This is a genomic window from Nonomuraea zeae, assembly GCF_005889725.1.
GTDB lineage: Bacteria > Actinomycetota > Actinomycetes > Streptosporangiales > Streptosporangiaceae > Nonomuraea > Nonomuraea zeae.
The window spans coordinates 1-22,619 of the sequence record NZ_VCKX01000209.1 but is presented as its reverse complement, the minus strand read 5'-3'; the positions used below and the strand labels follow the sequence as shown (position 1 = coordinate 22,619).

Here is a 22,619-nt window from a genome sequence, read left to right as displayed (position 1 = left end):
GCACCACCCCCGCCACGGCCGCCCCCAGGGTCCCGGCCAGTCCGGGCAGGATGAACGTGGCCCAGACGTCGCCCCGCAGCAGCGGCGTCCACTTCTCCGCCGCCCACTGGTCCTTCGCGTCGAAGCGCACGTAGACGAAGTACGCCAGGCCCAGCAGGACGGCCGCGACGACCACGGCCAGCAGCCGGTTGCGGCGGATCCCGCGCGGCCCGGGGACTTCGTACAGGTTGGCGTAGCTCATCGGGTCACCGCCAGTCGCCGGGACAGCCAGCCGAACAGCAGGCCCATCGGCAGGCACAGGAGGACGAATCCGGCGGCGAATCCCAGAAAGATCTCAATGACCTGATCCCCGTACGTCTCGATCATCTCGCGCATCCGCACGGACGCCTCGGCGACACCCACCACCAGGGCGATCGTGGTGTTCTTGGTCAGCGCGATCAGGATGCTGCCCAGCGGCGCCACGACCGCGCGGAACGCCTGCGGCAGCGTCACCAGCGAGATCGTCTGGACGAAGCCGAGGCCCAGCGAGCGGGCGGCCTCGGCCTGGCCCACCGGCACCGTGTTGAGCCCCGAGCGCAGCGCCTCGCAGACGAACGCCGAGGTGTAGGCGGTCAGCCCGATGGAGGCGAGCCAGAAGTTGTTGGTCGCGATGTCGTCGGAGAGCTCCACGCCCAGGTTCGCACCGACGCCCAGCCCCGTGAACAGCAGCACCAGGGTGAGCGGCGTGTTGCGGGCCACGGTCACGTAGCAGTTCGCGGCGCCGCGCAGGGTGGCCAGCGGAGCGACCCGCATGGCGGCCAGCAGTGTGCCCAGCACCAGGGAGCCGAGCGCGCTGACCGCCGTCAGCTTTACCGTCATCCAGAACGCGGCGAAGATGGTGTCGCGTTCGAGCAGCAGCGCTTCCATGAGGTCAGTAACGCTCCAGCTGCGGTGCCGCGGGCACGGGGAATCCGGAGGCGCCGACGCTGGTCTCGATCGCCTTCTTCCAGCTCCCGTCGGAGAACATCTTGGTCAGCGCGTTGTTGATCGCGTCGCGGCCGGCCTTGTCGTCCTTCTTCAGCCCGATGCCGTACTTCTCGGTGCTGAACGGCTCGCCGACGACCTTGAGCTTGCCGGCGTGCTGCGCGGCGTAGCCGGCGAGGATGACGTTGTCGGTGGTGATGGCGTCGAGCTGGCCGCCGAGCACCCGGTCCACGCACGCCGAGTACGTCCGCTCCTCCTGGAGCTGGACCTCCTTGGCGTACTCCGTCTTGACCTTCTGCGCGGGGGTCGAGCCGGCGACCGAGCACAGCTTCTTGCCGTTCAGCGCGTCAGGCCCGGTCAGCGCCGAGTCGTCCGCCCTGACCAGCAGCGCCTGCCCGGCCACGAAGTACGGTCCGGCGAAGGAGACCTTCTCCTTCCTGGCGTCGGTGATCGAGTACGTGGCGACCACCATGTCCACCTGGCCCTGCTGGATGAACGCCTCGCGGTTGGCCGACACGGTCTCCTTGAAGGTGATGTCCTTCGCCTCGACCCCGAGCTCCTTGGCCACGTACTTGGCGACCTCGATGTCGAACCCGGCGAAGCTGCCGTCGGGGGTGCGCAGCCCGAGGCCGGGCTGGTCGCTCTTGACGCCGATCACGAGCTTCTTGTCGTTCTTGGCCTTGTCCACGACGGACGCGTAGCTCTCCTGGCCCCCGCCACAGGCGGTCGCGGCCAGGGCGACCACGGCGAAGACGGCGTAAAGGGATCTGCCGAACATAGGGACCTCCTAGTGGGTGAGGATCTTGGCGAGGAAGGACTGTGCGCGCTCGCTGTTGGGCGCGCCGAAGAAGTCGCCGGGGGTGTTCTCCTCGACGATCTCGCCGTCGGCCATGAACACGACGCGGTCTGCCGCCCGGCGGGCGAAGCCCATCTCGTGGGTGACGACGACCATGGTCATGCCTTCGCGGGCGAGTGAGGTCATGACCTCGAGCACTTCGTTGACCATCTCGGGGTCGAGCGCCGAGGTGGGCTCGTCGAACAGGATCACCTTCGGATCCATGGCCAGCGCGCGGGCGATCGCGACCCGCTGCTGCTGGCCGCCGGAGAGCTGGGCGGGGAACTTGGCCGCCTGCCCTCCGATGCCGACCCGGTCGAGCAGCTCACGGGCCTTGGCGACGGCGGCGTCCCTGGACCTCTTCAGCACGTGGACCTGACCGAGGACGACGTTGTCCAGGACGGTCTTGTGAGCGAACAGGTTGAAGGACTGGAAGACCATGCCCACTTCGGCGCGCAGCTTGGCCAGCGCCCGTCCTTCGGCCGGGAGCGGTGTCCCGTCCACGGTGATCGTGCCGGAGTCGATGGTCTCCAAGCGGTTGATCGCGCGGCACAGGGTGGACTTCCCGGCTCCGGACGGTCCGATGATCACTACGACCTCGCCCTGCCGGACGCTCAGGCTGACGTTCCTGAGCACATGCAGGTCGCCGTAGCGCTTGTTGACCTGGTCCAGGACGATCAGGTCCGACTCGGTCATGCGTCACGCTCCTTGTCTCGGTCAGCGTTGGCGTAACCGTAGGAGCCGCATGTGTCACGAAAAGGCTTGTGATCGTTCTGCTCAGCGATTGGCCGGTCTGGACTGATCAGGGGTCACACCGGTCACTCCGATGGTGTCCCTGAAGGCCCGGTCCCAGCCCCCGTCGCTCAGGGATCGGGCGATGAGCTGGTTGAGATAGTCGCGGAACGCGGTGTCCTGCTTGCGCACCCCGATCCCGTACGGCTCGCGCCCGAAGGGCTTGCCGACGAGCTTGAGCGTGTCGGAGTGCTGGGCCAGCAGGCCGAGCAGGATGGTGTTGTCGGTGCTGACCGCGTCCACCCGGCCGGCCAGGAGCGCGGGCACGCACACGCTGTAGGCGTCGACGATCTCCAGGTCCGCGCTGGGGACGCGCTCGCGCAGCCGGTCGACCGACGTGGAGCCCTCCACCGTGCACACGGTCTTGTCCTTGAGGTCGGCCACCTCGTCGATGCTCTCGTCGTTCGTCCTGACCAGCATGTCCTGGCCGGCGTAGTAGTAGGGGTCGGAGAAGCTGACCACCTGGGAGCGGGCGGGCGTGATCGAGTAGGTGGCGATGACGATGTCCACGACCTGCTGGGTGAGGAAGTTCTCGCGCTCGCGCGAGACGGTCTCGACGAAGCGGATGTTGCGCTCGCCGCCCGTGAGGTCCCTGGCCACCAGCCGGGCCATCTCCGCGTCGAAGCCGGTGATCCGCCCGCTGGCCGGATCCTTGTAGCCGAACATCGGCTGGTCGAACTTGATGCCGACGATGAGGACGCCGCGGTCCCTGATGCGGGCCATGGTCGAGCCCTCGGGGAAGCCGCCGTCCTCGCCGCAGCCCGCGGGCAGGAGGCAGATCAGCACGGCGAGCAGCGCCCTGAGCGTGCTCACCGTGCCCGGTACCGGTGCTGCGGCCGCCCGGTGGGCCCGTACCGCGGGCGGCCCTCGACCTGACCGCGCTCGGCGAGGTGCTCCAGGTAGCGGCGGGCGGTGGCGCGGCTGATGCCGATCATGTCGGCGAGCTCGCGGGCCGACACGTCCTCCTCGACGGAGGACAGCGCGTCGAGGACAGCCTGCTCGGTCGCGGGGGAGATGCTCTTCGGCCGGGCCACCTCGTCGAGGTGCAGCGAGCGGAAGATGCGGTCGATCTCCTGCTGCTCGGCGTGCCGGTCGCCGGCCGCGAGCTGCTCGGCCGTGGCCGCGTAACGCAGCAGCGTCTGCTCCAGGATGCCCGCCCTGGTCGGCTTGACCAGGTAGTAGAGGGCGCCGCGCTGGATGGCCGCGCGGACCGCCGCCAGCTCGTGATGCCCGGAGATCACGATCACGTCGGTGGGCGGCTGGTCGGGCTGGCGCAGCCGGTGCGCCACCTCCAGGCCGGGCAGATCGGGCAGGTGCAGGTCGAGCAGGACCAGGCGGGGCGCGAACCGGCGGGCGGCGGCCAGCGCCGCGTGCCCGGTGTGGGCGATCCCCACCACCCTGAACCCGAGCACCCGGTTCACCTGCGCGTGCAATGCCGCGGTGACGACCGGGTCGTCGTCCACGATGAGAACGGTGATGTCCCTGGGCTCAGGCATCGCCACGCTCCTCGTCAAAACTGTTGTAGATCTCGGAAGCTTAGGCTGGTTTTATTAACATAGATCTACTTTTGCGCGTTCTGCTCATTGCGATCCTCCGTGCGCGCACGATCCCTCTTAGTCTGTACGACGAGCGAAACGGGGGAGGGACGGACGCCGGTGAGATGGCTGCTCGCGGTGACTGCCCTGTGGACGCTGCTCGGTCTGCTTCCCCTGGCGGCGCTGACCTCCTCCAGCATCACCCTGTCGGAGCGGGCGGTGCGCGACGAGGTCACCGACCGGGTGAAGACCACCGCCTCGGTGAGCCGGGTCGTGGTGGACCAGCAGATGAGCTCGCTCAAGCAGCTCGTCACCGCCTTCGCGCAGCGGGACAACGTACGTGACCAGGTGGAGCACACCTCCGCCGCCGCGCTGCGCGAGCGGCTCGGCGACCTGAAGGAGCTGCGCGACGGCGTCAGCGGGCTGATCCTGCTCTCGCCCGAGGGCCGCATGCTGGGCGCCGAGCCGCACAGCGTGCTGCCCCAGGACGCCACGACCACCGACTGGTACCGCGCCGTGCGCGACCGCAGGCAGGCCTACATCTCGCAGGCGTACACGCCCACGATGGTCGGCGTGTCCAGGGCCGTTGCGGTGGCGACGCCGATACTGAGCGCCGACGAGAAGCGCATGCTCGGCATCCTCACCGTGGTCTACAGCCTGGACGCGATCCAGGTCTTCGCTGAGGAGGCCGCCGAGGCGCAGGCCATCCGGCTGCTGATCACCGACCAGGCCGGCGTGCTGGTGGCCGACCCCGGCCGGCAGCTCTACGCGCTCACCTCCCTGCGCGAGGACCCGCGGGTGGACGCGGCGCTGGCCGGGCGCACCTGGAACGGCTCGTTCCGCGGCATCGACGGCACCGTGCTGTCGGCGTCCGAGCCGATCGCGAGCATCGGCTGGACGGTCACCGCCGAGGTGTCCGCCGCCACGGCGCTGGCCTCGGCCGAGCAGTTGCGGACGAACGTGCTGACCGTCGCGGCCCTGCTCGCGCTGCTGATCCTGATCGGGCTCGGGCTGCAGATCCACACCACGCGGGGCCGCCGGCGGGCCCAGGCCACGCTGGCCAGGTACGCCGACGAGCTGGCCGTGGCACGGGACGAGGCGGTCAGCGCGTCCAGGGCGAAGTCCGAGTTCGTGGCCAAGATCAGCCATGAGATCCGCACCCCGATCAACGGCGTGCTCGGCATGAACCTGCTGCTCATGGGCACCCACCTGGACGACGAGCAGCGCCACTACGCGACCACCGCCCAGGAGTCGGCCGGCAACGTGCTGCGCCTGCTTGACGACTTCCTCGACCTGTCCAAGATCGAGGCGGGACACCTCCAGGTCGAGGAGACGCCGTTCGACCTGCCGCGGCTCTGCGACGAGGCGATCGCGCCGTTCGCGCCGCACGCCTACCAGCAGGGCCTCTGGCTCACGCTGCGGCTGGACGAGGACGTGCCGCGGCAGGTGAGGGGGGATCCCGCGCGGCTGCGCCAGGTCCTCACGAACATGATCGGCAACGCGCTCAAGTTCACCGTCCAGGGCGGCGTGGACCTGCACGTCGCGCTCGACGAGGGAGAGCCGGGCGAGTCGCGGGCGGTGCTCAGGTTCGCCGTCGCCGACACCGGGATCGGGGTCGGCCCCGACGACCGGGAACGGGTCTTCGGCGTCTTCCGCCAGGTCGACTCGCCGATCACGCGCAGGACCGGCGGCAGCGGCCTGGGCCTGGCCATCAGCAGGCAGCTCACCGAGCTGATGGGCGGGCAGATCGGGCTGGACAGCGTGGAGGGCGTCGGCAGCAGGTTCTGGGTGACGCTGCCGGTGAAGGTCCTGCGCTGGTCGGAGCCGGGGGCCGAGGCGCTGGCCGGGCTGCGCGCGCTGGTCGCCGACCCGCGGCCGGAGGACCGCGCCATGGCCGGGCGGTTCCTGTCCGACGCGGGGGTCACGGTGGAGGAGGCCGAGGAGGAGGAGTCCGCCCTGGCGCTCCTGCGGGCCGCCGCGGCGGGCGGCGAGCCGTACGAGCTGGCCGTGGTCGCACTCGACCTGGGCGACTCCGAGTCGCTCGCGCACGCGATACTCAACGACCGGCTGCTCCAGGCCACCAGCGTCATCGTGGTCGTCACGCCGGGCCGGGCCGGGTTCGCCTGGCCCGCCGCGGCGGGAGAGCGCACGGTGCAGTCGATCACCCGGCCGCTCAGCCGCCGCCGCCTGCTCGCGGCGGTGGAGAACGCCCTGCGCGCCGACGAGTGCCCGGGCGAGCCGCGCGCCGGCTTGGAGGCCGCGGGCACCGGCGGCGGGGCCCGCATCCTGGTGGCCGAGGACGACGAGGTGAGCCGCCAGGTGGCGACGATCGTGCTGCGCCAGGCCGGCCACGAGGTCGACACGGTGAACGACGGCGCGCAGGCGGTGCGCGCCGTGCTGGGCGGCGCCTACGACCTGGTGTTCATGGACTGCCAGCTGCCCGTGCTCGACGGTCTGGCGGCGACGGTGGAGATCAGGCGGCGCGAGGAGGCGCACACCCCGATCATCGCGATGACCGCGGCGGCGATGCCGGACGAGCGGATGCGCTGCCTGTCGGCGGGCATGGACGACCACCTGGCCAAGCCGGTCGACTGGCCGCACGTGCTGGCCAGGATCCCGTCGTGGGCGGCCTCCGCCGGGCTCCCGCCCGAGCTGGCCGGCCTGTCGCAGGAGGCGCTGAACGATGTCGCGCAGGCGTACCTGGAGACCGCGGCGCGGACGTTCGACGAGCTCAGGGGAGCCGCTTCGGCCGGTGACGCGGCCACGGCGGCGTCGCTGGCGCACCGGCTCAAGGGCAGCTGCGCGACGGTGGGCGCCACCCGTGAGGCCGCGCTGTGCCAGCGGGTCGAGGACCTGGCACGGGCGGGGAGCATCGAGGAGGCGCCGCTCGACGAGCTGGGCGAGCTGCTCCAGGAAACACCGCAGTGGATGAACGTCTCCCATTCCTGACGCGACACGGAAATTAACATCCGAGAAATTTGTCGCTGTTAATGTCTGAATGCAGCTGATCATGGCTGTTTGTTGTCGTTGGAGGGTTTATGTCGGGTCCGCAGGATCAGGTCCTCATCGACTGGAAGTCGATCCGTGAGCTGGCCGTCCTCTTCGACCGGCTCGGTGACGACGTGGTGCGGCGAAAGCGGGCGGCCACGTCGCTGGGCAGCGCCGCGGGCCTGGTCGGCGGCGACGAGGAGGGCCGGGCGTTCGCCGAGTGGTACACCGACGGCTTCGACTCCCTGACCGGCGCCATGACCCGCATCGCGGAGAAGAACTTCACGTGGGCCGGTGACCTGCGCGACTTCGACAAGCTGTGGGACCACCTGGAACACAAGATCATCAGTACGCTGCCCGAGATCCCCGACATTCCCGCGCCGCCGATCCCGCAGGCCCCGCCGCGTGGTGTGGGCGCCTGATGTTCGACCCCTTCCAGGCGCTCGCGTGGTTCGCGAACGTGCACGTGCCCGAGGCCGACGCGTCCAACCTGCGGGCGCGGGCCGAGGCCCTGCGCGAGTTCGCCGCGTCGATCGGCACGCTCGCGGGCGAGACCGGCACCGGCGTGGACAAGGTGCGCAAGGCGAACGACAGCCGCGCCGTGGACCGCTTCGCCGACGTGTGGCCGTACGAGCTGGCTCCCCGTTACGCCTCCATCCAGGAGGAGCTGCTGGAGCTGGCCGCCGGCTGCGACGACTACGCCGAGGCGGTGGAGAAGCACCGGGAACAGCTCTTGATCATCGGCACCCAGCTGGCCGCCATGGCGTTCACCATGATGTTCGGCTTCCTCTACCCGGCGGCCAGGTTCGCGGCGGAGCAGGCGTTCAAATGGCTCGTGGCCAGGGCCAGGCTGGAGCGCACGATCTTCCAGAAGATCGTCAAGTTCGTCCTGGAGCAGCGGATCGGCAAGCGCCGCGTGGGCAACTACCTTGTGCGCGAGGGGCTCGACGCGCTGGCCGACTCGGTCCTGTGGACCACGCTCAAGACCGGCGTGCACGTGGCCAGCTCCGCCGCCACCGGCCAGCCGATGGGCAACCTGTGGGCCTACGCGGGCAAGCACTTCGTCGCCGAGATGGCCTACAACGGCGGCATCAAGGCCATGGCCGACGTGCGCAGGTTCTTCCCCGCCACGAAGGTCACCGAGACGCTGCTCGGGACGGGTCCCGCGGGCAAGTTCTTCCGGCGCACCGTGTCGGCCGCCACGATCTACCCCCTGGTCGCCAGCGGCGGGCTGAGCGACGAGGGCGCACTGCGTTCGGCGCTGGCGCACGCGCCCAGGGCCTTCATCTTCAAGCGTTGAGTGAGGAACGGCGATGACGACACCACCGCGTACCGGAGACCCGGAGCTGGACCGCGCGCTCGCGGAGATGGCGGCGCTGACCGCCGGTTTCGAGGACGTGCGCCGCCGGGTAGAGGAGACCAGGGGACGAGGTGAGAGCGCGGGCGGCCAGGTCGCGATCGAGCTCACGTCCGCCGGGTCGCTGGCCGCGCTGCGCATCGACCCCAGGGCGCTGCGCCTGGGTTCGCAGGCGCTGGCGGAGGCGGTCATGGAGGCGTTCAGGAAGGCCGAGGAGGACGTGGCGGGCCAGTCCTTCGAGCTCGCCAGAGCACTCTTCGAGGACTGAGCGCTTGGGGACGGTCGCTTAACCGCTTCACGGCTCGGTGCCGCGAAGGGGAACGGGCCACCGGTAATGTCTCGATTTTTCGTTGAATGAACCAGTTAATCGGGATATTGACGGCAGTGGTGGCGATCTATAGCGTCCTCAATCGCGGACACCGCTTCGGTGGCTCCCGGATCCGCGTTCACTGCCGTTGGAGGCGCGTGATGGGGAACAAGGGACGGCCGAGGCGTGCCGTCGCAGCGCTCACCTCGTATCTGCTGCTCGCCGGAGCCATCGCCGGGGCGGCCCCGGCCCAGGCGGCGCCCGCGCACCTGGCCGGTGGCACGCCGGCCGCGACCCCGCCGATGGGGTTCAACAACTGGAACGCGTTCGGCTGCGACGTCAACGAGGCGCTGATCAAGGAGACGGCCGACATCTTCGTCTCCAGCGGGCTCAAGGACGCCGGCTACCAGTACGTCAACATCGACGACTGCTGGTCGGCCAGGGAGCGCGGCGCGGACGGCAAGCTGGTGCCCGACCCGGTGAAGTTCCCGAACGGCATCAAGGGCGTCGCCGACTACGTCCACGCCAAGGGCCTCAAGCTGGGCATCTACGGCGACGCCGGCACCAAGACCTGCGCCGGCTACCCGGGCAGCCTCGGTCACGAGGACGTGGACGCCCAGACCTGGGCGGACTGGGGCGTCGACTACCTGAAATACGACAACTGCAACAACCAGTCCGACGGGTCGCAGGCCGACTACGTCCGGCGCTACACCGCGATGCGCGCGGCCATCGGCAGGACCGGCCGGTCGATCGTGTACTCGATCTGCGAGTGGGGCACCTCCCAGCCCTGGCTCTGGGCCAAGGGGATCGGCGATCTCTGGCGCACCACGGGCGACATCAGCGACAACTGGTCCAGCATCCGCTCGATCATCCGGCAGAACGCGCCCCTGGCCCCGTACGCCGGCCCCGGCCACTGGAACGACCCCGACATGCTGGAGGTCGGCAACGGCGGGATGACCGCCACCGAATACCGCAGCCACATGGGCATGTGGGCGATGATGGCCGCGCCGCTGATCATCGGGACCGACCTGAGGAAGGCCTCGGCGGAGACCCTGTCGATCCTCGGCAACCGCGAGGTCATCGCCATCGACCAGGACCGGCTGGGCGTCCAGGCGTCCGTCGTGTCCGACTCCGGCGGGCTCATGGTCCTGGACAAACCGCTGGCGGGCGGCGACCGGGCCATCGCACTCCACAACTCCACCGACTCCCTGGCCACCATCAGCGTCGCGGCCCGCGACACCGGGCTCGCGCGGGCGGGGGCGTACCGGCTGCATGACGTGTGGACGGGCGACACGCTCCAGGCCAGGTCCACGATCTCGGCCGGCGTCCCGGCGCACGGCACGGTCGTCTACCGCGTACGGCCGCTGCGCGACCCGGCGGCGACGGCCCCCGCGGTCGCGGTCGGCGCCGGGCTCGGCACCATCGTGCCGGGACCGGCCGGCGGCGGCTCGCTGACGACCACCGTCACCAACCGGGGCGCCGGCGCGCTCCGCGACCTCGCCGTCAGCGCGAACGTCCCCGCCGGGTGGAGCGCCACCCCCACGACCGCGCAGCGGCGCGAGCGCCTGGCGACGGACGCCACGCTGGAGACGGCGTGGACGATCGGCGTGCCCGCGAACACCCCGGCGGGCCGCTACCCGATCACCGTCACCGCCGCCTACCGATGGGGTCCCCGCAACCGCGCGGCCGCCACGAGCAGCGAGATTGTGGCCATCGTCGTGAACGCGCCCGCCGACGGCCGCCGGCACCTGAGCACGCTCCCCGCGGTCACTTCCGTCAACGCCACCGGACCGGTCGAGCTCGACCAGGGCAACGGCGGGCCGCTGGAGAACGACGGCAGCCTGATCACCGTCGGCGGCGTGGTCTACACGCGCGGGCTCGGCACCTCGGCCGCCAGCGAGATCACCTACTACCTCGGCGGACGCTGCTCGAAGCTGGTCACCGACGCCGGGATCGACGACACGGCGGGCGCGGGCGCCACGGCCACGTTCTCCATCTACGCCGGGGACACCCTCGCCGCGACCAGCGGCAGCGTCGGCACGGGACAGGCGCCCACCACCCTGACCGCGGACCTGACCGGCGCGACCTGGCTGCGCCTGGTCGCCACGCCGGGCGGCTCGTCCGCCGTGCCGGCTGACTGGGCCAAGCCCGTCCTGACCTGCGGCGGCGTCGCCGACGACAGTCCGGTCCTGCCGCAGTCGCAGACACTGTTCTCCTTCGAGTCGGGCACCGACGGCTTCACCATCGCCAACCCGGGCGACGGCGGCACCGTGGCGCAGTCACCGCTCTTCCACACCGACGGCGTGGCCGGGCTGAAGGTGGCCACCCCGGCGGGCGGCAACTGGTTCGGCCGGGCGCTGAGCGCGCCGCTCGACCTCACCGGCAAGACCATGCTCAGGTACGACGTCAAGACCGGCGGCATCGGCACCTCCGGCGAGATCGCCATCCAGGTGGGCGACGACATGTCCTGGTGCCAGGGCGGCCTGTGGACCTGGACCGGCACCGATTCCAGCAGGACGATCACCGAGAGGTTCGACCAGATCGGCTGCCCCGCCGGGGTCACCCTGGACCCGAGCGCGATCCGGGCCGTCTGGGTCTTCCTGAACAGCGGCGGCGAGGTCTACATCGACAACGTGCGCGCCGAGTAGTCGCTGATCAGCCGTTGCGGCCGGCCGCTCGCGGCCGGTCGCGGCGACCCGAAATCGGGAATTCGACATTGTCTCCGGACTCGCCCACTCCGGAGTCCTCGATATCGTCCGCCGGCGATGTTTCACGGACCTTTTCCGCGGGATTCCCGATATTGTCGCCAGGGAAAGCCGAGAGGTGGCCGTGAATGGCGTCCGAACGCATTCCGTAAACGTTATCCGGTAACCGGGAACCCCGCTTGCGCCCCTTCCCGATGGCCCTTGACGATCTATATCTTGGGGATATGTCCGACGATGAGGCGGGGGTCCCGGAGATCGACCCGAAGATCGCCAACGCGGCCCGGATCTACAACTACTTCCTCGGCGGCAAGGACAATTTCGCCGCCGATCGGACCGCCGCGAAAATGGTGCTCTCGCTGGCGCCGGAGGTGCGGATCGCGGCCCTGGAGAACCGCGATTTCCTCACCCGCGCCGTCCGCTTTCTGGCGAGGGAGGCGGGCATCCGGCAGTTCATCGACATCGGGGCCGGGATCCCCGCGGCCCGGCCGGTGCACGAGGTCGCGCGCAAGGTGCACCGCGACGCGCGGGTCGCGTACGTGGACAACGACACGGTCGTGCTCGTCCACGCCCGCGCGCTGCTCGGCCGGAGCCCGGGCACCGCCGTCGTCGCCGGCGACGTGCGCGCGCCCGAGGCCATCCTGGACGCGCCCGAGCTGACCAAGCTGATCGACCTCGGGCTGCCGGTGGGGGTGATGCTGATCGCCGTCCTGCATTTCGTGCCCGACGCCGACGATCCCGCCGCCCTGGTGCGGCAGCTGGTCGATCGGCTGCCCTCGGGGAGCCACGTGGTGATCACGCATCTGTCGGACGGCGGTGTCCCGGACGACCCGCGCATCGCTCACGTCAGGGAGGTCTACCAGGGCGGGCTGTTCTTCCGCTCGCGCGAGCGGATCCAGGCGCTCTTCGACGGCCTGGAGCTGGTGGAGCCGGGGCTGGTGGGGGTGAACTCGTGGCGGCGGGCCGGCTCGCGGGAGGTCTCGTGGTGGCTCGCCGGGATCGGCCGCAAGCCGTGACGCCCGCCGGGGCCGGCCGCGAGCCGTGACCTCCGCCACCCGTCCATGACCGGCCGGGTGGCGGTGCTGCCGGTCCGTCAGCCGAGCCAGCCGGGGACGACCAGGACGGCCCAGGCCGCGAGGGGGCCCACCAGGACGATCGCGCCGCCGTAGGCGAGGAGGCGGCGGTAGAAGTCGTCTCTCGGCATGCCCCTGACGTTGGCCACGAGCAGCGCGCCCGTCGTGCTGAACGGGCTGACGTCCACGATGGCCGACGACACCGACAGTGCCGCGATCATCGCGATCGGCCCCAGGGTGCCCTGCGACAGCAGCGGCACGGCCAGCGGGACCAGCGCGCCCAGGATCCCGACGGTCGAGGCGAAGGCCGACACGACGCCGCCCACGTAGCAGATGAGCAGCGCCACCAGGATCGGGATGCCGATCGCGGCGACCGAGGAGCCGACGTAGTCGATGGTGCCGATCTCCTGCAGCACGCCCACGTACGTGACGACGCCGCAGATCAGCAGCACGGTCGGCCAGGCCACCCGCTCGACGGCGCCCTTGTTGGAGCGGGGGGAGGTGAGGGAGAGGATCACGGCCACGGTGACCGCGGTGAGGCCGACGTCGAGCTTGAACGCCAGCACCGCGACGCACAGCCCGATGATGCCGGTCAGCGTCAGCGCCTGGTGCGCGGTGAGCCGCAGCCCACCGCCCGCCGCAGCGCCCGCCCCGCCGCCCGGCCCGGCATCGGGCTCGACGGCGGTGGCGACCGTCCCGCCGGACGCGGACGCGCCTGCGGCCGTCCCGCTGGTCGCGGGCACCCGTTCGGCCGTCCCGCCGACCGGGGACGCGCCTTCGGTGGCGCCTTCGGCCGGGCCGCCGGGTGCTGCGGAGCCTCCGGCGGCGGGCGAGCCGGCGGCGCTTTCCGCGGGGTCGCCGTCGTGGGCGGGCGTCTCGGCCGAGATGGCGCCGCGCCGGAGGAGTTGCGGGCCGCCGAAGATGAAGAAGACGACCACCGCCGCCGCCGCGTTGAAGGCGAAGCTCGACAGGAACAGCACCAGGTTGTCGCTCGGCAGCCCGGCGTCCTTGGTGACGCCGTTCACGATCCCGCCGAGCACGCTGATCGGCGAGAACGCGCCCGCCTGCGTCCCGTGCGCCACCATGAGGCCGATGAGCATCGGATGGATCCGGTAGTCGGCCGCGAACCCGAAGGCGATCGGGGCCAGGATCGCCGCCACCGCCGGTGCCGGCGCCCCGACGGCCGTCAGGATCGCCGAGATGACGAAGACCACCGGCGGAATGGCGGCGATCCGGCCCCGCACCAGGTGCACCGCGGCCCGTACGAGCCAGTCGACGGTGCCGTTGTTGGTGGCGATCGCGAACAGGAGCGTCACCCCGACGAGGATCACGAGCAGGCTGCCGGGAAACGCGCCGAGGATGTCGTCGGTGCTCATGCCCGCCGCCAGCGTGCCGACGAGGAACGCTCCGACGAGGGCCAGCGCTCCCAGGTTCACCGGGAAGAGGGTGGCCACGACGAACATGACGATGAGGGCGAGAATGGACAGGAGCTCTGCGGACACTGCTAACTCCGATCTCCCCCGAGCGTTATGGCCGGCCGGCCGCCCAATGGACGAGCTCGACCGGATGACGGGCAGTGCGTCCGGCACCATGGGCGATCTGCTGGCGGCAGGAGACCCCCGTCGCCGCCAGCAAGGTGCCGGGCGAGGATGCGGCGATCGCCGGGAAGAGCCGGAGAGCGCCGATCTTCATGGACAGGTCGTAGTGCTCGGCCTCGAAGCCGAACGATCCGGCCATGCCGCAGCAGCCGGCGTCGATCTCCGCCACCTCCGCTCCCGGGATCCTGGACAGCAGTGCTCGGGTGGCCGCCGTACCGGTGACGGCCTTCTCGTGACAGTGGGCGTGCAGGAGGATCGAGCGGCCGCTCAGCGCGTCGCCCAGCGCCAGCGAGCCGTCGTCGATCGCCTCCGTGAGCAGCTCGGGGACGAGCCGGGCGCGGGCCGCCACCGCCGCGACCCTGGGGTCGCCCGGCAGCAGCGCGGCGTACTCGTCGCGCAGCGTCAGCAGGCAGGACGGCTCCAGCCCCACGATGGGCGCGTCCGACCGGGACAGCCGCTCCACCATCGACCCGGCCATCGCCCGCGCGCGGTCGAGCAGGCCCTTGGAGATGCTCGCGCGGCCGCAGCAGCCCTCGGCGGCCAGGCGTACCCGGTAGCCCGCGCGCTCCAGCAGCTCGACGGCGGCCCGCCCGATGCCGGGCTCGCTGTAGGTGGTGAAGGAGTCGGCGAGCAGGATGACCTCGCGCCCGGCCGCCGGCGGCCTGCGGGCGTGCCAGCGGACCAGGTTGTCGCGCCGGAAGCGGGGGAGCGGGCGCCGCCTGCTCAGGCCGAGCGGGCCGCGGACGGCGCCGGCCAGCCAGTTCGACAGCGGCGCGGTCGCCGAGCCCAGCCGGTTGAGCGTCCTGATCGCGCCGAACAGCCGCGAGCGCAGCGGCACGCCGTGCTCCTGCTGGTACTGGTGCAGGAACTCGCTCTTCAGGGCCGCCATGTCCACGCCCAGCGGGCACTCCGACTGGCACGCCTTGCACTCCAGGCACAGGTCGAGGATCCCGTGCAGCCGGTCGTCGCCGAGCGCCTTGCCGGGATCGGGCGAGGACAGGGCCTTGACCAGGGCGTTGGCCCGGCCGCGGGTGGAGTGCTCCTCCTCGCGGGTGGCCATGTACGAGGGGCACATGACGCCCGAGTCGTCCTTGCGGCAGACGCCGACGTTCATGCAGCGGTCGGCGGCGGCGTGCATGCCACCGGCGGCGAAGCTCAGCGTGGTCCGCAGCGGGGGCGGCTCGGGCGCCGCCGGGTCGCGCAGGTGGTCGGTCATCGGCGGGGCGTCCACGATCTTGCCCGGGTTCAGCCGCCCGCGCGGATCGAAGACCCGCTTGACCTGCCGCATCGCCTCGTAGATCGAGTCGCCGAACAGCCGCCGGTTGAACTCCGAGCGGGCCAGCCCGTCGCCGTGCTCGCTGGAGTTCACGCCGCCGTGCCGGGCGGCCAGCTCGGCGATCTCCTCGGCCACCGTCCGCATCGTGCCGATCTCGCCGGGCGCGCGCAGGTCGACGAACGGCCGGATGTGCAGGCAGCCGACCGAGCAATGGCCGTAGAACCCCGCCCGCAGGCCGTGCCGGTCGAGGATGCCCGCGAACTCCGTCACGTACGGAAGGAGCCGCTCCGGCGGCACGGCCGTGTCCTCCACGAACGCCAGCGGCCTGCGGCTGCCCACGCTGGAGGCCATCAGCAGGCCCAGCCCGGCCTTGCGCACCTTGAGCACGGCCGCCTGCTGCTGCGCGGTGACGGCCTTGAGCGTGTGGTAGCCGTGGCCGCCTGATCGCCAGGTCGCGGCCAGCTTGTCCACCCGGTCGGCCACCTCGGCCGGGTCGTCGCCGAAGAACTCGACGAAGAGCAGCGCCTCCGGGTCGCCCTCCAGGATGTCGCCGAGCCCGGCGTAGTCGACGCGCTGCCTGGACAGGTCGAGGATGGCCTTGTCCATGAGCTCGACGGAGGCGGCGCCGAAGGACAGGGCGTCCGCGGTGGCCGCGATGGCGGCGGGTGTGGCGGTGAAGTGGCCGACGGCGATGGCCTTGGCCCGGGGCCGTTCCACCAGCCCGACCGTGGCCTCGGTGACGACGGCCAGCGTGCCCTCCGAGCCGGTGATCAGCTTGGTGAGGTCCACCGACGGCAGGTCGCGGGCGGCCAGGTCGAGGCGGTAGCCGCCGGAGTGCCGCCAGAAGCGCGGGAACCCCGTCAGGTCGAGCCCGCCCAGGATCCCGGCCACCGCGTCGCTGAGCCGGGCGTCGGTGGCCAGGTCCGGCATGGAGGCGTCGGCGAGCACGACGCGCAGCGCCTGGACATGGTCGATCGTGGAGCCATACAGCACGGAGTGGCTGCCCGCCGAGTTGTTGCCGATCATCCCGCCGATCGTGGCCCTGTTGCTGGTCGAGGTGTCGGGCCCGAACATCAGCCCGTGCCTGCCGGCCGCCCGGTTGAGCTGGTCCTGCACCACTCCCGGCTGCACCCTGGCGGTCCTGCCGCCGATCTCCAGGATCTTGTTCATGTGCCGGGAGAAGTCGACGATCACCGCCCTGCCCACCGTCTGCCCGGCGAGGCTGGTGCCCGCGCCGCGCGGCAGCACGGGGACCTCCAGCTCGCCGCACGCCGCCACCAGCGCCTGCACGTCGCCCTCGTCGCGGGGAAAGGCGACGGCGAGCGGCTCGATGGCGTACATGCTGGCGTCGGAGGAGTACAGGTGCCTGGTGTACGGGTCGTCCCTGACGTCACCGGCGATCAGCGGCGACAGCGTCCGCGCCAGACTCGAGCTGCTGGGGATGTTCATCCCGTCCGTGCCGGAGCCGCCCCGGCTCATCCGGCCGCCTCCAGGTACGCCAGCGCGGCGCGTACCCCGCCCTCCTTGACCGGCACGCCGGCCGCGGCCAGCCCCATCTCGACCCCGCCCAGCGTGCCCGCGAGCATCAGGTCGTTGAAGTGGCCGAGATGCCCGATCCGGAACACGCGCCCGGCCAGCCGCCCGAGCCCGGTGCCGAGCGACATGTCGTAGCGCTCCAGGATGAGCCGCCTCAGCGCGTCGGCGTCGTGCCCGTCCGGCATCAGCACCGCCGTGAGCGAGCTGGAGTGCTCGCGCTCGTCGGCGCAGAGCACCTCGAGCCCCCAGGCGCGTACGGCTCGCCGCGTCGCCTCGGCGTGCCGGTCGTGCCGCGCGAAGACCGCGGCCAGGCCCTCCTCCTCCAGCATGGCCAGCGCCTCGCCCAGGCCGTACAGCAGGTTGGTCGGCGGGGTGTAGGGGAAGAAGCCCTGCCGGTTGGCCGCGATGATTGGCTCCCAGTCCCAGTAGGAGCGCGGCAGCCGGCCCCGGTGCGCGAGCGCCTTGCGGCTGACCGCGTTGAAGCCGAGGCCGGGGGGCAGCATGAGGCCCTTCTGCGAGCACCCCACGGTCACGTCCACGCCCCAGGCGTCGTGCCGGTAGTCCATCGAGCCCAGCGACGAGATCGTGTCCACCAGCAGCAGCGCCGGATGCGCCGCCCGGTCGATGGCCGCGCGGATCTCCGGGATCCGGCTGCGCACGCCGGTCGAGGTCTCGTTGTGCACCACCATGACGGCGGCCACGTCCTCGGTGAGCCGCTCGGCCAGGGCGTCGGGGTCGGCGCCGTGCCGCCAGTCGCCGGGCACCAGCTCGACGACCAGCCCCAGCCGGGCGGCCATCTCGCACCAGAGCGAGGAGAAGTGCCCGGTCTCGAACGCCAGCACCTTGTCACCCGGCGACAGCGTGTTGACCAGCGCCGCCTCCCAGGCCCCCGTCCCCGACGAAGGGTAGACGATCACGTGCTCGCCGGTGCCGAAGACGGGCTTCAGCCGCTCCAGCAGGTCGCCCGCCAGCCGCGCGAAGGCCGGGCCCCGATGGTCGATGGTGGGCTGGGCGATGGCGCGCAGCACCCGGTCGGGGACGTTGGTCGGTCCGGGGATCTGCAGGAAATGACGGCCCACTGTCTGGCTACCTCCGTGCCGTGTCACGGCACAGCGTGCCGTGTTGCGGTTCATTAACATTAAAATCGGCCCGCAGAGGAGTCAATGGATGCAGAACGTGATCAACGCCCTTCGAGTGCTCGAAGAGGTCGCCGCCCGCCAGCCCGCCGGGGTCGGCGAGCTGGCCCGCGGGCTCGGCCTGCCCAAGAGCACGGTGCAGCGCTCGCTGCGCACGCTGCACGAGGCCGGGTGGATCAGGCCGGCCGGGGGCGAGGTCACGCGCTGGCAGGTGACCAGCAAGGCGCTGCAGGTGGCCCGCCGGACCGAGCTGGGCCTGCGCGACGCGGCCATGCCGGTCATGGAGGAGCTGCGCCAGCGCACCGGCGAGACGATCCACCTGATGGTGCCCGAGGGCGACGCGGTCGTGCTGATCGAGCGCCTGGAGACCGACAAGCCGCTGCGCATCGTGCTGCCGCTGGGGATCAGGCTGCCGCTGCACGCCTCGGCCAACGGCAAGGCCGTGCTGGCGCACCTGGCCAGGCCGGTGGCGGAGCTGCCGGCGTACACGGAGACGACGATCACCGACCCGGCGGCGCTGCGGGCCGAGCTGGCGGCGGTGCACACGCGCGGGTACGCGGACAACCGGGGCGAGTGGCGCTCCGACATCGCCGCCGTGGCCGCCGCCGTGCTCGGGCCGGACGGCCCGATCGCCAGCCTCAGCATCTCCACCCCGGCCAGCCGCATGCCGGACGCGCTCAGGGCGGAGTACGGCAAGCTGGTCACGCAGGCGGCCAGGACGCTGAGCGAGAGCCTCGCCTGAGGCGGGCCGCGGCCGGGGAACTTTTCCGCGAGGCCGCGGAGTCGTTCGATATAACTGATCTGCACACCGATGGGGGACATGTGAGTTCCAGGATCGAGGAGGCGGAGCGGGCGGCCGAGCGCGGGGAGGCGCATCGGCTGGCGGGGCGGTTCGCCGCCGCGGTCGAGGAGTTCACCCTGGCCGTCGACCTCGACCCGGAAGATCCCTACGCGATCGGGTCGCGCGGGCAGGCGCTCAGGGCCATGGGGCGCACGGACGAGGCGCTGGCCGACTACGACCGGCTGATCGAGCTCTGTCCCGACGACGCCGCGGCGCATCGGGGCCGGGCCGACGTGCTCTGGGCGTACCCGGAGCGGGACGAGGAGATCCTCGCCTCCTACGGCCGGGCGATCGAGCTCGACCCGGAGGACTACTGGGCGCTGGCCGGGCGCGCCAGCCTGCTCCGCGTCGGCGGCAGCCCGCTGGCGGCGGTGGCGGACCTCGACCGGGCCATCGCGCTGTCCCCCGAGGTGCCGTACGCCCACTACGTGCGCGGCCAGGCCCACCGCGCGCTGGGCCGGCCCGACGAGGCGCTGGCGGACCTGGAGCGGGCGATCGGGCTCGACCCCGGCTACGGCTCGGCCTACGGCGAACGCGGCCACGTGCTGTGCGCGCTCGGCCGCTACGAGGAGGCCCTCGCCGACGCCGACCGGGCGCTCGCCGAGGACCCTGACGACGCCGAGCTCCTCACGATGCGCGGCCGGGCGAACTTCGCCCTGAACCGCCTCGCCGTCGCGCTGGCGGACCTGGACCGGGCGGTCGAGCTCGACCCCGAGGACGGGCTGGCCTACCTGACCCGCGGCTACGTCCACGGTGAGCTCGACCTCTTCGAGCCCGCGTTCGGCGACTTCACCCGGGCGATCGAGCTCGGATACGACGACGCGGGGACGTACGAGCAGCGGGGTGTGGCCGCGCTGCGGCTCGAACGGCTGGAGGAGGCGCGGGCCGACTTCGAGCGCGTGCTGCAGGACGACCCCGACGACGTGGGGGTGCTGGCGCTGCGCGGCGCCGTGCACCGGATGCTCGGGCAGCTCTACCACGCGCTGCGCGACCTGCTGCGGGCGAACGAGCTGGACCCCGAGGCCGACTTCGTGGAGCGCCAGCTCGAAGAGATCCTGCGGCTGGCGGTTCCGGCGCCCGAGTTCGTCGCCGACGTGGCGCGCTCGCTCGTCGTGCTGGGACCGCTGGACGCCGAGGAGGAGCAGACGGAGGCGGAGGAGTTCACCGAGGCCGCCTCCGCGCTGTGGGGCGAGGACGACTCACCCCCGGACGATCCGGCCGAGATGTCGCGCCGGCTGGCCCGGGACCCGCGCGACTCCTTCGCGCTGGCGGTGCGCGCGGTGCAGCACCGGGCGGCGGGCCGGCCCGCCGCCGCGCTGGCCGGTCTCGACGAGATCCTGCGCGCGGAGCCGGACAACTGGTGGGCCGCGGCCCTGCGGCGGGCGACGGCGCCCGAGGGCACGGGGCCGGACGACGACCTGGCCTGGGCGCACCGGCTGCGGCGGTTCGGGCTGCGGCCGGGCGTCGAGGTGATCTGCGCGATGGCCGTGACCGGGGGAGCGGACCTGCTCAGGAGGGTGTTTCCGCAGGAAGTGGAGGTTCTCATGCTCGCTCCGGTGGTGGACGTCTCAGAGGGCTAGCGGCGCTTTTTGAAGTCGTGACCTATTTGTGACCAGTTCAAGGTGCATGCCTGGCGTTCTGTTGGGCATTCTTGATCTCGAAGTCCAGCAGAGGGCTTCGTCTCACGAAACTGAGGTGTGCCTCTGCTTGGGCTTTTTTTCTTGGGCGGAGGCCGCTTGCACAGCTTGGAGTAGCAATGGCCGTCCTGGATATCGCATTCGAGCAGCTCACCGCCGAAGACCTCCTGGCCGACCTGGCCGACCCGCAGCTCTCGGACCTGCACGCGGTCCGCATCCGCGAGCGCCTGGTGGAGATGCACGAAGGACTGGTGGCCGAGGTCACCCGTCGCTACCGCTACCGAGGCGAGCCCATGGAGGACCTGCGCCAGGCCGCCTACGTCGGGCTGATGAAGGCCGTCAACGGCTTCGACCCGAGCCTCGGCCACGAGTTCAGGGGCTACGCCATGATCACCATGATCGGCGAGGTCAAGCGGCACTTCCGGGACCGCACGTGGGCCATCAGGGTGCCGCGGGTCTACCAGGAGCGGCGCATCGAGCTCAACAAGGCCACCGCGGAGCTGACCCAGACCCTCGGCCACTCGCCGACCGTGGCCGAGCTGGCCGTCAAGATGGGCATCTCGGAAGAGGACGTGCTGCTGACCCTCGAAGCCTCCAGCGCCTACACCGCGCTGTCCCTCGACGCGCCGGTGGGCGGCGCCGACGACGACGGCGCCGAGCTGGGCGACTTCCTGCCCGCGCAGGACGAGTCGCTGAACCACCTGCTGGACAGGCACTCGGTCAAGCCGCTCATCGACGCCCTGCCGCCGCGGGAGAAGAACATCCTGCTCATGCGCTTCTACGGCAACATGACCCAGTCGGAGATCGCCGCCGAGTTCGGCATCTCGCAGATGCACGTCTCCCGCATCCTGCGCGCCGTCCTCACCAAGCTGCGCAGCGCGCTGTCGGAGTGACCCGGCCCATCGCCCGGTGCCGGGCAGGACAAGCGGACGCGCAGGCCGATGCCGGCCTGCGCGTCCCATGGCGTCGCGAACCCGCGGGCGGCGGATCGGCCGCGAGTCCGGCGCAACCGGCGCGCCCCTCCGCGTTCTCGCTGGTCAAGGCGGCGCGGGCGGGGTGCGTGCCGGCGTAACCGGGCGCAATCGCGGGGTCATCCCCGGGCAACACGCGCTTCCTAGCGTCCTTCCGCGAGGCAGCACTCGCACGAGGAGGCGCCATGCAGCTCGCCCGAAGCCCCGTCCTGGAGCATCCCACCCGCCCGCCAGGGCCCGCGCCGGCGGTTTACCCGCTGGAAACGGCGCGGGAATCGGCGAGAAACGGCATGTCCGTAAATTCCCGGCGCATGGTGGCCCGCTCTCTCCGATCGCACCAATCGGGTGTCGAACGTGAGGCGGACCTGCGCCGGCTTCGCGACCTACTCCGATCCGCCATACTCCGCGACACGTTCGCCGACGGCCTGCTGCCCACCGAGGCCGAGCTCATGGCCTCGTACGGCGCCACCCGCGCGACCGTCCGCGAGACCCTCGCGCTCCTGCGCGGAGAGGGCCTGATCGACCGCCGCCAGGGCGTCGGCACGCACGTCGTCGTCAAGGCCGTGATGACCCAGCTGGTGGAGGCGCACGGCGTCGAGCCGCCCAGCCAGGAGAGCCTGCTGAACCGGCGGCTGCGGCCCCAGGTGCTCGACCGGTCGATGATCCCGCTGCCCGCCCTCGCGGCGGAACGCCTCGGCGCGCCCCCGGGGACGCCGTGCCTGCGGCTGGAGTACGTGTCGCTGTTCGGCGACGAGCCGCACGGCATGGCCACCAACTACGTGCTCAACCCCGAGGCCGAGCGCATGCGGGACCAGCCGTTCGTGCACGACTGGTACAACCTGCTCAACGAGTCCGGCGTCGGCTACGAGGAGTCGGAGTTCGTCTGCGGCTGCAGCCCGGCCGACTCCGCCACCGCGGCCCGGCTCGGCATCGCGGAGGGCTCGCCGCTGATCACCATGGAGCAGGTGATCAGGGACGCCACCGGCCGGCCGTTCAACCTGGCCTACATCCACATCCGCGGCGACCGCTTCCTGTTCGTCTCGAACGCCGCCCGCCGCCACACCCCGCCCGC

At 71.5% G+C, this 22,619-nt stretch carries 19 protein-coding genes and 1 pseudogene; 10 read left to right on the top strand and 10 right to left on the bottom strand.

Going from position 1 to position 22,619, the window contains the following annotated elements:
* From ETD85_RS43670 to ETD85_RS43645, 6 genes and pseudogenes are all read right to left on the bottom strand, one after another.
* A pseudogene (locus tag ETD85_RS43670) lies at window positions 1-241 on the bottom strand (amino acid ABC transporter permease); the annotation flags it as partial.
* Complete coding sequence (locus tag ETD85_RS43665) at window positions 238-906, bottom strand: amino acid ABC transporter permease (RefSeq protein ID WP_138695724.1); 669 nt, start codon at window positions 904-906, stop codon at window positions 238-240. The gene ETD85_RS43665 and the pseudogene ETD85_RS43670, both read right to left, overlap by 4 nt.
* A gap of 4 nt (window positions 907-910) precedes the next feature.
* Window positions 911-1,741 (bottom strand): glutamate ABC transporter substrate-binding protein, encoded by an 831-nt coding sequence (locus ETD85_RS43660; protein WP_138695723.1) that lies wholly within the window; start codon window positions 1,739-1,741, stop codon window positions 911-913.
* A 9-nt stretch (window positions 1,742-1,750) separates the two neighbouring features.
* Window positions 1,751-2,494 (bottom strand): amino acid ABC transporter ATP-binding protein, encoded by a 744-nt coding sequence (locus ETD85_RS43655; protein WP_138695722.1) that lies wholly within the window; start codon window positions 2,492-2,494, stop codon window positions 1,751-1,753.
* An 81-nt stretch (window positions 2,495-2,575) separates the two neighbouring features.
* Window positions 2,576-3,403, bottom strand: a complete 828-nt coding sequence (locus ETD85_RS43650; RefSeq protein ID WP_240779824.1) for a glutamate ABC transporter substrate-binding protein — start codon at window positions 3,401-3,403, stop codon at window positions 2,576-2,578.
* Window positions 3,400-4,086 carry a response regulator gene (locus ETD85_RS43645; RefSeq protein ID WP_138695721.1) on the bottom strand — a complete coding sequence of 229 codons (687 nt, stop codon included), beginning with the start codon at window positions 4,084-4,086 and terminating at the stop codon, window positions 3,400-3,402. Before ETD85_RS43645 ends, ETD85_RS43650 begins: the two co-directional genes overlap by 4 nt.
* Before the next feature lie 159 nt (window positions 4,087-4,245).
* Here ETD85_RS43645 and ETD85_RS43640 point away from each other — a divergent pair, with 159 nt between their 5' ends.
* The 5 genes from ETD85_RS43640 to ETD85_RS43620 all read left to right on the top strand — a co-directional run bounded on the left by ETD85_RS43640 (window position 4,246) and on the right by ETD85_RS43620 (window position 11,425).
* Entirely contained in the window at window positions 4,246-7,074 is a 2,829-nt protein-coding gene (locus ETD85_RS43640) for a hybrid sensor histidine kinase/response regulator (RefSeq protein ID WP_138695720.1), read from the top strand.
* Window positions 7,075-7,163: 89 nt separating this feature from the next.
* Window positions 7,164-7,535, top strand: a complete 372-nt coding sequence (locus ETD85_RS43635) for a hypothetical protein (RefSeq protein WP_138695719.1) — start codon at window positions 7,164-7,166, stop codon at window positions 7,533-7,535.
* Window positions 7,535-8,413: a WXG100-like domain-containing protein gene (locus ETD85_RS43630; RefSeq protein WP_138695718.1), complete on the top strand. Its 879-nt coding sequence runs from the start codon at window positions 7,535-7,537 to the stop codon at window positions 8,411-8,413. The genes ETD85_RS43635 and ETD85_RS43630 overlap by 1 nt, the downstream gene beginning before the upstream one ends.
* 13 nt (window positions 8,414-8,426) lie before the next feature.
* Complete coding sequence (locus ETD85_RS43625; protein ID WP_138695717.1) at window positions 8,427-8,738, top strand: YbaB/EbfC family nucleoid-associated protein; 312 nt, start codon at window positions 8,427-8,429, stop codon at window positions 8,736-8,738.
* A 200-nt stretch (window positions 8,739-8,938) separates the two neighbouring features.
* Window positions 8,939-11,425 carry an NPCBM/NEW2 domain-containing protein gene (locus ETD85_RS43620; RefSeq protein ID WP_138695716.1) on the top strand — a complete coding sequence of 829 codons (2,487 nt, stop codon included), beginning with the start codon at window positions 8,939-8,941 and terminating at the stop codon, window positions 11,423-11,425.
* A gap of 7 nt (window positions 11,426-11,432) precedes the next feature.
* On the opposite strand, the gene ETD85_RS43615 is transcribed toward ETD85_RS43620, so the two are convergent.
* Window positions 11,433-11,627: a hypothetical protein gene (locus tag ETD85_RS43615; protein ID WP_138695715.1), complete on the bottom strand. Its 195-nt coding sequence runs from the start codon at window positions 11,625-11,627 to the stop codon at window positions 11,433-11,435.
* A 79-nt stretch (window positions 11,628-11,706) separates the two neighbouring features.
* Between ETD85_RS43615 and ETD85_RS43610 the strand changes: the two genes are divergently transcribed.
* Entirely contained in the window at window positions 11,707-12,495 is a 789-nt protein-coding gene (locus tag ETD85_RS43610) for an SAM-dependent methyltransferase (protein WP_138695714.1), read from the top strand.
* A gap of 77 nt (window positions 12,496-12,572) precedes the next feature.
* On the opposite strand, the gene ETD85_RS43605 is transcribed toward ETD85_RS43610, so the two are convergent.
* The 3 genes from ETD85_RS43605 to ETD85_RS43595 are packed head-to-tail and all read right to left on the bottom strand — an operon-like array spanning window position 12,573 to window position 18,041.
* Window positions 12,573-14,054 carry an SLC13 family permease gene (locus ETD85_RS43605; RefSeq protein WP_138695713.1) on the bottom strand — a complete coding sequence of 494 codons (1,482 nt, stop codon included), beginning with the start codon at window positions 14,052-14,054 and terminating at the stop codon, window positions 12,573-12,575.
* Window positions 14,055-14,079: 25 nt separating this feature from the next.
* On the bottom strand, window positions 14,080-16,905 hold the full coding sequence (locus ETD85_RS43600) for an FAD-binding and (Fe-S)-binding domain-containing protein (RefSeq protein WP_138695712.1): 2,826 nt from the start codon (window positions 16,903-16,905) through the stop codon (window positions 14,080-14,082).
* Complete coding sequence (locus tag ETD85_RS43595) at window positions 16,902-18,041, bottom strand: pyridoxal-phosphate-dependent aminotransferase family protein (protein ID WP_240779823.1); 1,140 nt, start codon at window positions 18,039-18,041, stop codon at window positions 16,902-16,904. The genes ETD85_RS43600 and ETD85_RS43595 overlap by 4 nt, the downstream gene beginning before the upstream one ends.
* Before the next feature lie 88 nt (window positions 18,042-18,129).
* Here ETD85_RS43595 and ETD85_RS43590 point away from each other — a divergent pair, with 88 nt between their 5' ends.
* The 4 genes from ETD85_RS43590 to ETD85_RS43575 form a co-directional block, all read left to right on the top strand.
* The gene (locus ETD85_RS43590) at window positions 18,130-18,840 is read left to right on the top strand and encodes an IclR family transcriptional regulator (RefSeq protein WP_138695710.1); all 711 of its coding nucleotides are present in this window, start codon (window positions 18,130-18,132) and stop codon (window positions 18,838-18,840) included.
* An 80-nt stretch (window positions 18,841-18,920) separates the two neighbouring features.
* Window positions 18,921-20,519 carry a tetratricopeptide repeat protein gene (locus tag ETD85_RS43585; protein WP_138695709.1) on the top strand — a complete coding sequence of 533 codons (1,599 nt, stop codon included), beginning with the start codon at window positions 18,921-18,923 and terminating at the stop codon, window positions 20,517-20,519.
* Between the two features lie 176 nt (window positions 20,520-20,695).
* Window positions 20,696-21,469, top strand: coding sequence for a SigB/SigF/SigG family RNA polymerase sigma factor (locus ETD85_RS43580; RefSeq protein ID WP_138695708.1), 774 nt, complete (start codon window positions 20,696-20,698; stop codon window positions 21,467-21,469).
* Between the two features lie 389 nt (window positions 21,470-21,858).
* Window positions 21,859-22,619 (top strand): GntR family transcriptional regulator (locus ETD85_RS43575; RefSeq protein ID WP_206059247.1); only part of this gene is annotated, 761 nt, incomplete at its 3' end.